The 11,060-nt window shown below is 58.3% G+C and carries 10 protein-coding genes and 1 pseudogene; 9 read left to right on the top strand and 2 right to left on the bottom strand.

Going from position 1 to position 11,060, the window contains the following annotated elements; translation table 11 throughout:
- Nucleotides 1–420 precede the first annotated feature (420 nt).
- Nucleotides 421–981, top strand: a pseudogene (locus ACIQUB_RS21615) (DUF1206 domain-containing protein); the annotation flags it as partial.
- Nucleotides 982–1,061: 80 nt separating this feature from the next.
- Here the strand turns inward: ACIQUB_RS21615 and ACIQUB_RS21610 are convergent.
- The gene (locus ACIQUB_RS21610; RefSeq protein WP_402931978.1) at nucleotides 1,062–1,187 is read right to left on the bottom strand and encodes a hypothetical protein; all 126 of its coding nucleotides are present in this window, start codon (nucleotides 1,185–1,187) and stop codon (nucleotides 1,062–1,064) included.
- 3 nt (nucleotides 1,188–1,190) lie between these two features.
- On the opposite strand from ACIQUB_RS21610, the gene ACIQUB_RS21605 reads away from it, so the two are divergent.
- From ACIQUB_RS21605 to ACIQUB_RS21570, 8 genes are all read left to right on the top strand, one after another.
- Nucleotides 1,191–1,559: an ABC transporter permease gene (locus ACIQUB_RS21605; protein ID WP_402931976.1), complete on the top strand. Its 369-nt coding sequence runs from the start codon at nucleotides 1,191–1,193 to the stop codon at nucleotides 1,557–1,559.
- Between the two features lies 1 nt (nucleotide 1,560).
- Nucleotides 1,561–2,583, top strand: coding sequence for an ABC transporter substrate-binding protein (locus ACIQUB_RS21600; protein ID WP_402931974.1), 1,023 nt, complete (start codon nucleotides 1,561–1,563; stop codon nucleotides 2,581–2,583).
- 296 nt (nucleotides 2,584–2,879) lie between these two features.
- Nucleotides 2,880–4,247, top strand: coding sequence for an amidase (locus tag ACIQUB_RS21595; RefSeq protein ID WP_402931972.1), 1,368 nt, complete (start codon nucleotides 2,880–2,882; stop codon nucleotides 4,245–4,247).
- Between the two features lie 134 nt (nucleotides 4,248–4,381).
- Nucleotides 4,382–4,645: a hypothetical protein gene (locus tag ACIQUB_RS21590; protein WP_402931970.1), complete on the top strand. Its 264-nt coding sequence runs from the start codon at nucleotides 4,382–4,384 to the stop codon at nucleotides 4,643–4,645.
- Nucleotides 4,646–5,283: 638 nt separating this feature from the next.
- Nucleotides 5,284–6,012, top strand: coding sequence for a gluconate 2-dehydrogenase subunit 3 family protein (locus ACIQUB_RS21585; protein ID WP_402931968.1), 729 nt, complete (start codon nucleotides 5,284–5,286; stop codon nucleotides 6,010–6,012).
- A 44-nt stretch (nucleotides 6,013–6,056) separates the two neighbouring features.
- Nucleotides 6,057–7,826 (top strand): GMC family oxidoreductase, encoded by a 1,770-nt coding sequence (locus ACIQUB_RS21580; protein ID WP_402931995.1) that lies wholly within the window; start codon nucleotides 6,057–6,059, stop codon nucleotides 7,824–7,826.
- A 3-nt stretch (nucleotides 7,827–7,829) separates the two neighbouring features.
- Nucleotides 7,830–9,140, top strand: a complete 1,311-nt coding sequence (locus ACIQUB_RS21575) for a c-type cytochrome (protein WP_402931966.1) — start codon at nucleotides 7,830–7,832, stop codon at nucleotides 9,138–9,140.
- 97 nt (nucleotides 9,141–9,237) lie between these two features.
- Nucleotides 9,238–10,266 (top strand): LacI family DNA-binding transcriptional regulator, encoded by a 1,029-nt coding sequence (locus tag ACIQUB_RS21570; protein WP_402931964.1) that lies wholly within the window; start codon nucleotides 9,238–9,240, stop codon nucleotides 10,264–10,266.
- Between the two features lie 363 nt (nucleotides 10,267–10,629).
- Here ACIQUB_RS21570 and ACIQUB_RS21565 read toward each other — a convergent pair whose 3' ends face one another.
- A complete protein-coding gene (locus ACIQUB_RS21565; protein ID WP_402931962.1) occupies nucleotides 10,630–11,043 on the bottom strand; it encodes a DUF3830 family protein in 414 nt (137 codons plus the stop codon).
- Nucleotides 11,044–11,060: the final 17 nt, after the last annotated feature.

Genomic DNA, 11,060 nt, shown 5'->3' with positions numbered 1-11,060 from the left:
CTTGCTCCCAACGTTGGCTTTGACCAGTGCGTCGAGAGGCGAGACTGTCGCATCTCTAACTGGCCCAACTGTCGCATTACTAAATAGCCCTTACACCACAAAACGCGATAATCAACATTATGGAACTTCGCCATTGATGTTCGCCCCGATTGGGAGGCTCGGCCACTGTAGATGTCGCGTCCAACGAAACAAGCTACGGGCGAACAATTGATTGGATTCGTCTAGCCAAATGCTCGCCCGCGTTCTTTATCTTCGGCGATAGATTTCTGCATCAAGTCATTGCAATGATGATGTCATCGACGCCGCGCCGTTGATCATCTCCCAGCCGCTTGACGTTCGATGGCACGCACATTTCATCGCGACCGACAACCTTTTCCGATACCGCGCGTTTCCTGAGACACGACCCATCAGGATGCCCTCATGCCCCGCAAACCCAACTTCGAACTTCTCGCCCGGTCAGGCTACGCCGCTCGCGGGATCGTCTTTCTCCTTGTTGCCGGGCTCGCGCTTCTATCGGGAGTAGCCGGAGGTAAGGCAGACACGAAGTCGGCGGTTTTCACATTGCTCGAGCAACCGTTCGGTCGTGTCTGGGTCGGTCTCATAGGTCTTGGACTTCTCGGCTTCGTTGCCTGGCGCTTGGCGCAGTCACTCGCGGACAGCGACGGTCACGGCACGGATCGGAAAGCCATCGTGATCAGAGCGGCGATGCTCGGCAGCGCCATCACTTATCTCGGGCTCGCTGGCTACGCGCTTGGCCACGCAATTGGCGGCGCAGGCGGTAGCGAAGGCTCCGGTGAGAAAGGCCTCGCCCAATGGGTCATGTCGCAGCCGTTCGGTTCCTATATCGCCATCTTGATCGGGACCGGCTTCATCGTTGGTGGCGTGGCGACATCGGCGAAGGGCTTGACTAGAAAATTCGAAAAGTACCTGCGGCTGCCGGATTCCAAAGGTGTCGTCGGTATGGTCTGTCGTTGGACGCTGAAAACAATTGCACCGCGGCGAACGCTATCGTCGGCCGCGGTCGTCAACTGTGAGGAACGACATAGATAGTCGGCTGACCATTAATCGATGCGCTCGATTTGCACAGCGATCGGCCCTGGACGGTCGAATATAGACGCATCGCCTGCAATCTTGCCGAGCGGCGCGATTCCGGGCTGTGGAACCGAGCCGTCCTTGTAGTAGATCACGAAATGATCCTCGCTCCAAAGGCCACCTCCGCTTATCGCGGGGCCCTGCGGACCGATGAAGACCTCATCAATCTGATGCGTTCTTTCAATGCGCCGCGCTCTGCGATCTTCGCCAAGCTCGTCGTTCCCTCGGCGATGACCTGGGTGATGTCGGGCCTTAAACTCAATGTCGGCTTCGCGCTCGTCGGTGCGATCGTTGCCGAATACATTTCATCCGAAGCCGGCGTCGGTCACATGATCCTGCTCGGCTCTTCCAACTTCGGAATGAACATCGTCCTCGCCGGCGTCGCGCTGGTGATGGTCATGATGCTTGTCTTCAATGCCCTCATCAATCTCCTCGAACGCTTCGTTCTCTCCTGGGAAAGGAAATAGCATGCGCATTGCATCTCTTCATAAGCTGGCCGCGACTTCTGCCTTGGCTGCAATTCTGGTTGCTTCGTCTCTCGCACCTGCCCACGCGCAGGAAGCCGAAGTTCGCATCAACCAGGCGTTCCAGTCACTGCTCTACTTGCCACTTTATGTCGCTCAGGAGAAAGGTTTCTTCAAAGAGAACGGCGTTAACGTGAAGATCTCGACCGGCGGCGGCGGTGCGCAGTCTTGGGCGGCGGTCATCGGCGGTTCGGCAGATTTCTCGATCCAGGATCCGATTTTCGTGCCGAAGAGCCGCGAGAACGGCGGCGACGGCGTGGTCGTTGCAGGCATTCAGGATGCACCGACAGTGTTCGTTATCGGCAAGGACGCGACCTCGATCCAGGATAACCTTGCCCACTTTTCCGGCAAGCGCGTCATCACCAGCCCCGAACCGGACACGACGTGGGCCTTCATGAGCTACCTGGTCAAGCAGCAGAAGCTCGAAAACGTGAAGCTCGTCAATGTGGCTATCGGCAACGAAGTCCCCGCCATCGTTAGTGATCGCGCCGACTACGCGCTCGCCGTCGAGCCTCAGGTCACGCAGAGCATCCGTCAGAATGGCCTGAGTTCGGTCTATTCCTTCTCTGCCAACAAGGATTGGTACCCCTTCGCCTTCTCCAGCCTGACGACGACGAAGGAATATATCTCGAAGAACCCGGAAGCGGCCCAGGGCGTGGTTACCGGCTTCGAGATGGCCTCGCGCTTTATCTATAAAAACTTCGACGAAACTGTCGATATCGCTGCAAAATACTTCCCGAATCTACCCAAGGAGATCGTTGCAGAAGCCGTCAAACGCGAGATCGACGCGAAGGGATATCCGGAGAACGTCCTCGTTTCAAAGAAGGCCTGGGACAACAATCTCAACATCGCCCTCTACGCCAAGAACGTGAAGGAATACCCGTCCGACGCGACGTCGTACGAGAACAATGTCAACGTCGAGTTGGCGACAAAGGCGAAAGAGATCGCCGACGCCAAAATGAAGTGACGCATCAGGCGGGAGTGACAGACGCTCCCGCCAATCATCCCCTGGAGTTATAATGATGTCGATCACCATCGAAGCACGCATTCAGATGATAGGCACGATCGCCGAGAGCCACGCGGAAGAAGTCCGGTCGACAGTTGAGGCTTGGGCGCAAAGGGCCGACAACCTGAGTGCCTTTATGCGTCGAAATTCAACGGCGAGCCTCTCGCCGATAACCGCTTTCGTCTCCTCAGAGCGCCTTTGGCGGAACCCTGCCTAGCGCGGTAAAGCCGCCCTCATCATACACCGAAGAGATAGTCATGCAGAACCTCACGCGCCTTTCCATCGCTGAGGCCGGACAGCTTTTGCGTTCCGGCGAAGTCAAGATGGTGGACCTCGTCCGCACCTGCCTCGAGCAGGAAGCTTCAAGCCGAGACCTCGCAGCTTTTTCAGATGTCTACGGCACTAAGGCGCTGGCGTTGGCCGAAGCACATCAGACCTTGCTCGACAATGGCTACGACCTTGGGCCTCTCCACGGCATGCCAGTCGCCGTCAAGGCGAATGTCGATGTTCAGAACGAAGTCATGTCTGCGGGCAGTAAGGTGCTCTCGAACAACACTGCCGTAGCCGATGCCGAGGTCACGCGGCGCCTGAAGCAGGCGGGCGCGATTATCGTCGGTTCGACCAACATGCATGAATTTGCTTGGGGCGGAACCACGAACAATCCCCACTATGGGCCATGCCGAAACCCCTGGGACAGAAATCGAATTCCAGCCGGCTCAAGCGGTGGATCGGGCGCAGCGGTGGCCGCCGGCGGTGCATTTGCGGCTCTCGGGACTGACACCGGCGGATCCGTGCGGCTGCCCGCGAGCATGAACGGCATTACCGGCCTTCGACCTGGCGTCGGCCGTATCAGCACCAAAGGGGTCTATCCGCTCGCCTGGAGCATGGATACGGTCGGCCCTATGGCCCGCACCGCGGCGGACTGCTCACTTCTTTTCTCAACTTTATCCGGTATCGCACACAACAAGACGGCGGTGCGCAAGGATATCCGCGGACTGAAGATCGGACTGATCGAGAACTACAGTTTCGATCGCTTGCAGCCCGATGTCGAAAAGTGCTTCCGCGAGACGCTGCAGACACTTGAGACGCTTGGTGCGATTATCGAGACCATAAAACTCGATGGGCTTGAGGTCGCTGTCGATGCGCAAGTGATTGTCGATGCAGCCGAACCAAGCGCTGTCCATGACGCACAGATCCGCGAGCATGCTGTCCACTACGGTGAGGATGTGCGTATCCTGCTGCACGCAGGTATGACGTTCACGGCGATTGAATACATTCAAGCGCAACGCTACCGAACCTATTTGCGCGAGCAGATTGACCGCCACTTCTGCGATGTCGACGTGATCCTGACACCGACGCTGCCTTTCACTGCGCCGCTGATAGGCCAAGACACAATTATGATCGGTGATAGTCTGGAAAGCACGCTCACAGGTAATATGCGCTTCACATGCATACCCAGTCTCGCTGCATTGCCCGCCCTGAGCTTTCCAATCGGTTTCGATAGGGATCGATTGCCAGTCGGCGCGCAATTGATGGGACGCGAGGACAGCGAAGTCGATCTGCTCGCGATCGCCTCCGTTTATCAGAACAACACCGACTTCCACGGCGAACATCCGAAACTGTAGAGCGGCCGAATCTGAGCAATCCGCGGCCTTCAGCGCTATGACCCGGCGATCAATTTCGCCGGCATAGGGCCGCGGCGACGCCATGCCTGCCGACCCGATCTTGGGTGGCTTTTACGCCGGCTTGCTCGCCGAGTATGTTTGGTCACGCCTTTCAGATTGGTGCGCTCGTCGGATGGGATATCAGTGCGCCTGCGATCCCGCTGATGCTCAAGGGCATAGCAGTTCGCGGCATTGGAACCGCGAGCAGAATGGCGTTGGCGAGCTTCGTCAGAGCGATCGACCAGACACCTGTCCTACCTATTCTTGATTCTTCCTATTCTTTCGCCGATCTCCCGGCAGCCTTCGACCATCTGGATCCAGGAGCATTCGGGAGAATCGTCATCGACGTCACCGAATAGAAGATGCCAAAGTCCATATTTGAATCAACTGCGCCAACGTTCCGAAAATCGGCCGTAGCGGCGTGCCGCTACAACGACCGGTAGACCGGTTTGGGCCGGGATTCGACTTCAAAAGGATGTTGGCTGCGGGGCAATTCCACGGCAGCGAATCGTTCTCGTCTCTATCGCACTCGGGTCGCACAGCGAACGAGGTGTGCATTCGGCGACCGTTGCGTCCGCCTCAGCTTTTCCGGCTTTATCGACCGCGTGTTGAATGGCTTCAACTTGCCTTCCCGCGCCCTAGCGATGCATGGACATTTCATTCTCTCATTCAAATTGAGAGAGTTTTTATACCGCCCTCCGAATTCGGCTTGCGGCGTCTTGTCGCGTCTCGTCGAGGCGCATAATAAGTCGGGTGGGAGGCACGAGGTATCGATGTCGCAAAACATTATCACCAGTCCCCACCCACAGAGATACACAGAGTTATTCTGTCTTTTCGGCACCCATCTGTCGAATTCCCTCCCCTGACATTAATTTCTGTTGTCGCGGATCCTCCGTCCATCCGGCCGGGTAGACCGTGACGATTTCTCCCAAATCCAGAAACAGCCTGCCCTCGGTCCCTCCGGTGGTCGCTGTCGCATGCCGATGGAAAGCAATCGATGAAAAGACGACAAGCATTATTCTCGCTCGGTGCAATTATGGCCGCACCGGCGCTCGCCGTTCCCGCCAAGGCTGCCGAGATGCACGGTTATCCCGAGGACATGGCGCTCAACCCGGATTTCGTGCCGCAAGGCATTCGCCGTGGCGGGGTCCGGCTCTCGCTCACAGATGACACCGATTACAAGACGGTGAAGGCAGTGTTCGATCGCCTGATGCCGGCCGATGAGCTTGGCCCTTCGGCAAGCGAGGCCGGCTGTCTCGACTTCCTCGACGCCCAGCTGGCGGGGCCATTTGGAGAAGGACAGTCGCTCTACCGTGACAAGCCGCTCGATCCGAAGGCTGACGAGATGATGCAGGTACCGCAGTTCATCGCTACACCGCGCGAGCGCTACGACACCGGCCTGAAGGCACTCGAGGCTTATGCCCGCAAGACGGATGGCGCGTCCTTCGCCGATCTGCAGCCGAACCGCCAGGACGAGATCCTTGAAGGCATGGAAAACGGCAAGATCAGCCTCGGTCCGGATATCAACACCAAGGCGTTTTTCGAGCTGATGCTCCAGAATGTTCGCGAAGGCTATTTCGCCGATCCGCTCTATGGCGGAAACAAGGACATGGTCGGCTGGAAGATGATCGGCTTCCCCGGCGCTCGTTACGATTACCGCGCCTATACTGACAAGAACGGCCAGAAGCTTGGCCTGGAACCCGTCAGCCTGATCCCGCGCGACTGATCTTTTCCCGTTATCTGAAAAATCCTCAAGGTATTCTTATGGTTATGAAACGCCCGAAGGCCGATGTCGTCGTCATCGGACTTGGCTGGTCCGGCTCGTTGATGTGCGAAGAGCTGACGCGTGCCGGCCTCAATGTCGTTGCGATCGACCGCGGTCCCTGGACCGATACGTCCACCCACACCCCACCTGCCGTCGACGCCGACGAGCTGCGCTGGGCAAGCCGCAAGGAATTGCTGCGCAAACCGCGTGATCTCACCACCACGTTCAGAAACACCGTCGACCAGATTGCAGTACCGCAGCGTGACTTCGGCGTCTACGAACTGGGCGGTGGCGTCGGCGGTGCCGGCTTCCACTGGGCCGGCATGGCATGGCGCTTCTCGCCTTGGGACTTCCAGGTTCGCTCGAAGACAATCGAGCGGTACGGCCTGAAGCGCGCGGAAGACGGCGAAATGCAGCTGCAGGACTGGGGTATCACCTATGACGAGCTGGAACCCTTCTACGACCGCTGGGAGCGGATCGCCGGCATTTCCGGCAAGGCCGGCAACCTCAAGGGCGAGATCCAGTCGGAAGGCAACCCGTTTGAAGGGCCGCGCCAGCGCGACTATCCGACCCCGCCGCTGAAGACGCTGCGCATGATGGAACTCTTCAACAAGGGCGCCAAGGACCTTGGCCTGCACCCGTTCACCATTCCGGTCGCCAATATCAGTCAGGCCTATGTCAACCCGCTCGGCGTCAGCATGGGTCCATGCACCTATTGCGGCTTCTGTCTCTACTATGGCTGCGGCAACTATTCGAAGTCCTCGCCGCAGGCCTGTATCTTCCCGACACTAATGCGGCGCGAAAACTTCTCCGTCATCACCGAAGCCTGCGTGACGCGCATCAACAAGAGCAGCGACGGGAAGACTGCGACCGGCGTCACCTATATCGACGCGAAGGGCAACGAGGTCGAACAGCCGGCCGACATCATCTGCTCGACCGCCTTCATCGTCGATAACGTCCGCCTGCTTCTGACCTCGGGCATCGGCCAGCCCTATGATCCGCGCACCCAGGAAGGTGTGGTCGGCCGAAACTTCAGCTTCCAGACCGTGTCTGGCGCCGACATGTGGTTCGAGGACGACCAGATCAATCCGTTCATCGGTGCAGGTGGTCTCGGCTCGCAGATCGACGACTACAATGGCGACAATTTTGACCATTCCGAACTGGACTTCATCGGCGGTGCCGGCATCCTGACGCTGTCGCGCGATGGTCAGCCGATCGCCAAGGCCAACAATATTCCGCCGGGCTCGCCGCGCTGGGGTTCCGGCTTCAAGAAGGCTTATTCCAAATACTACCAGAACTACGGCACGCTTTTCAATCAGGGCTGCTCCATGCCGGTCAAGGGCGGCTATATGGATCTTGATCCCAACTACAGGGATAAGTTCGGCGTGCCGCTGATCCGCCTGACGTATGACTATGCCACCAGCGACCGTAACATGGCGAAGTTCACCATGGACCGCTCGGTCGAATTGGCCAAGGCCATGGGTGCTGCCCAGGTCTCGCCGTTCAACTTCGCGGCGAAGTCCTTCTCCACGGCAGTTGTCGCCTCCGACCACGTCATCGGCGGCGCGGTCATGGGTGCCGATCCGAAGACCTCTGCCGTCAACACCTACCTGCAGAGCTGGGATTGCCACAACGTCTTCGTGGTTGGCGCCTCGGCCTTCCTGAACAATGCCGGCTACAACCCGACAGGAACCGTCGGCGCACTCGCGATCCGCACGGCGCAGGCAATCCACCAGACTTATGTGAAAAACCCCGGCGCGCTGGTGGAGGGCTGATCGATGGCGAACTGGAAACAAGCGCTTGGCGCCGTCGTCGTTCTCGGCATTGCCGGCTGCGGGTACTGGGCCTATGACCGGTTGAATACCAGCCGGTCATCCGTTGCCGACGATACGACCGCACTGGTCGACGTCAAATCGACGGATGCAGCGGCGATCAAGCGCGGCGAATATGTCATGCGAACAGGCGACTGCATGGCCTGCCACACGGTGCCCGGCAAGGATCCCTTCGCCGGTGGCTACGAGTTCAAGACACCGTTCGGCACCCTGTTGTCGTCGAATATCACGCCCGACCGGGATACCGGCATTGGGAAGATGACGGAACGCGACTTCTTTGATGCGGTACGGCACGGCCAAGGCTCGAAGGGCTTCCTCTACCCCGCGATGACCTATACGGCCTATGCCAAGCTGACCGATCAGGACATGCACGATCTCTGGGCCTACATGTCGACCGTCACGCCGGTAAAAAATGCCGTCGATGAGAATGCCGGCATGCGCTTCCCCTATAACATCCGTCCCGCCATGGCCGGGTGGAACATGCTGTTCTTCGACAACAAAGGCTTTAGCGAACAGAGTTCGCAGTCGGAGGCGTGGAACCGCGGTAAGTATCTTGTCGAAGGCGGTGGTCATTGCGCCGCGTGTCACAGTCCGCGCAACAACCTGGGAGCCGAAATTGCCAGCCGCTTCCTTCAGGGTGGCAATCTCGGCGATTGGTATGCGCCGGATATAACCGGAAACCCGCATTCTGGGCTCGGTCATCTCTCGAACGAAAGCATCGTAGAATATCTGAAGACCGGCTCGAATGACATCGCCATCGCATCCGGCCCCATGGCCGAAGCGGTAGAGAACTCCACGCAGTACTTGACGGACAGCGACCTCAACGCGATCGCGACGTACCTGAAATCCATCAGCGGCGTCACGAGCCAACTGCCAGCCCCCGTGCCGGCCGAGCAGCCCGCGATGAAGGCCGCGGCACTCCGCTACGAAGTCAATTGCTCTGCGTGCCACGGCCTGCAGGGTGAAGGCATCAAGTCGATGATCCCCGCCTTTGCAAACAATAATGCAATCTTGGCTGATGATGCGACGAACTTGATCCGCGCCATGTTGGTGGGTGCCCGCGCGGTTGCGACACACGATAAGCCAACCGGCGCCGGCATGCCCTCATTCGAATGGAAGATGGACGATCGGCAGATTGCCGAGACGCTTACCTACATTCGAAACAGCTGGGGCAACGCCGCCAAGCCCGTTCAGCCAGGGGACGTCGCGAAGATGCGTAGGGAGCTCGCCGCCCGGCCGAATCTGACTACGAACTAAAACGGGAAACGCTTCAGGATACGGCAGCTTGACATGAGCTGCCGTATCCCATTGAAAGCTAAACTACATATAGAAGTTACGCCACAGATCGGCCGCAATGAAAACCCGGGTTACGATTATTGACCTCGCGAGAGCCGCTGACGTCAGCGTTTCAACCGTCGATCGAATTATGAACAAGCGCGGCCCGGTGCAACGCGCCACGGCCGAGCACGTCCTTGCCGTCGCCCAGGAAATAGGGTTCACGGGCGTCCCCAGCCTTAGGCAACGCTTGTCTGAAGATGCGCCGGCAAAAACGCTAGGCTTTGTGCTCAACAAGCGTGAGCGCCATCTCTACGGTAGCTTTGCCAAAGCGCTTGCCGATGCCACGGTCGCATCGACCAAAATCAAGGGTAAAGCCATCATTCGCCATGTCGATGAGATGTCGCCCCGCTCGATTGCTGATGCGCTGCTCGGCCTTGCGGACGAATGCGATGTTATCGCCGGCGTCTGCATCGAGCATCCCCGCGTCAATCAGGCCGTCCATGAACTGGCCATGCGCGGCATTCCCTTCTGGGCTTTGTTGTCCGATCTTTCCGCGCCGCATCGTGCCGGCTTCATCGGCACGAACGGCTGGAAACTGGGACGAACCGCCGGCTGGTTCATGTCGCGGCTCTGCCCCCCCAACAGCACGATCGCCTTACTCATGGGCTCGGAACAATATCTCTGCCAGAAAGATTATGAGAGCGGCTTCGTGAACTATCTGCGCGAAGTGCAGAGCGACTTTGCGATGCTTCCGCCGCAGCAGACCATGGAAGATGACGAAACCGCATATCGGCTGACGAAGCGCTTGCTGGACGAGAATGGAAGCCTCACGGGCATCTTCATGGGTGGTGGAGGCATTGATGGCGTCGTCAGAGCTTTGCAGGAGCGCCCAAGTCAGAAAATCAACGTCGTGAGCGCCGAAATTTCCGACCTCACTCCGAAACATCTGATCGACGAGGTTATCGACGTTGCGCTTAGCCACGAGTTCGGCAGAGTTGCGACGCTGGCGGTGCAGACAATGGAGTCATCGATCATTTCGCACGTGCCCGGCGTACCAGTAATTCATTCCGTGCCAATGAAAATCTCGCTGCGCGAGAACCTGTAACAATCGCGTTTCACGTGCGCCGAACAGCAAAGCTTTTAGAATGCCGACCGTTGTGAACGCAATTTGCGTTCAGTCGAAACTGTGGATGCTGCGTTATCTCGGATCGGGAGATTGATCATTCAATCCGACAGCAGACCCCGGCGGCGAAACACCGTGCCTCTAGCTTGCACCATCGCCAGGAGATTTCTGACGAAGTCGTGCTGCTTAAGAGGCCTATACGATTGTTCCGCGGCTGCGCGCTTCGCGAGTTCGAAATCAAAGATCATGAGGCTGCTCTCGACATAGGGGCATTGGCGTTTCCCAATTGCGAAGCAAGCGTCATGCCAGGATGCGCGCATCCCGGCATGACGGATAGGATGTCGGTTAGTTGACGAGCTCGAAACGGATATCCTGAGCGCCCTGCCACAGCGTGAGGCGACCGAGTTCGGGCAGCTTGTCGAGATTGGAGGTCACGGTGATGAAGTGATTTCCCGCGAGTTGGCCCATTTTCGAAGAGAAATCGACTCCACCGTAGGCGAGCAGGATCTCGGTTTCACTGATGCCGCCCGGATAGAGGATGACGTGGCCGGGCGCCGGATGGCTGGTGTGGTTTTCGTAGCCGACGCCGAAATCCTGATCGCCGAGCGGGATCCAGACGCCTTCGCCCGACCACCGCACATGCACGATCTGCCCCTGATAGGGCATTTGCTTCAAAAACGCCTCGCTGGTCTTTGGCGCCTTTTCGGTTTCGAGGACCGCATCGAACTCGAAAGGACCCGCGGTAATCTTGAGCTTCATCATCTGTCTCCTTGACG

The sequence above is a fragment of the Rhizobium sp. NPDC090275 genome, from assembly GCF_044772225.1.
GTDB lineage: Bacteria > Pseudomonadota > Alphaproteobacteria > Rhizobiales > Rhizobiaceae > Rhizobium.
Note: the sequence above shows the minus strand (reverse complement) of the source record. Positions and strands in the feature narration are given on the sequence as shown.

What these genes read in the sequence shown, in the direction of transcription:
- ACIQUB_RS21605 (WP_402931976.1), top strand. Translation starts at nt 1,191, where the DNA reads ATGATCCTCGCTCCAAAGGCCACCTCCGCTTATCGCGGGGCCCTGCGG.
- ACIQUB_RS21600 (WP_402931974.1), top strand. Translation starts at nt 1,561, where the DNA reads ATGCGCATTGCATCTCTTCATAAGCTGGCCGCGACTTCTGCCTTGGCT.
- ACIQUB_RS21595 (WP_402931972.1), top strand. Translation starts at nt 2,880, where the DNA reads ATGCAGAACCTCACGCGCCTTTCCATCGCTGAGGCCGGACAGCTTTTG.
- ACIQUB_RS21590 (WP_402931970.1), top strand. Translation starts at nt 4,382, where the DNA reads ATGTTTGGTCACGCCTTTCAGATTGGTGCGCTCGTCGGATGGGATATC.
- ACIQUB_RS21585 (WP_402931968.1), top strand. Translation starts at nt 5,284, where the DNA reads ATGAAAAGACGACAAGCATTATTCTCGCTCGGTGCAATTATGGCCGCA.
- ACIQUB_RS21580 (WP_402931995.1), top strand. Translation starts at nt 6,057, where the DNA reads ATGAAACGCCCGAAGGCCGATGTCGTCGTCATCGGACTTGGCTGGTCC.
- ACIQUB_RS21575 (WP_402931966.1), top strand. Translation starts at nt 7,830, where the DNA reads ATGGCGAACTGGAAACAAGCGCTTGGCGCCGTCGTCGTTCTCGGCATT.
- ACIQUB_RS21570 (WP_402931964.1), top strand. Translation starts at nt 9,238, where the DNA reads ATGAAAACCCGGGTTACGATTATTGACCTCGCGAGAGCCGCTGACGTC.
- ACIQUB_RS21565 (WP_402931962.1), bottom strand. Translation starts at nt 11,043, where the DNA reads ATGAAGCTCAAGATTACCGCGGGTCCTTTCGAGTTCGATGCGGTCCTC.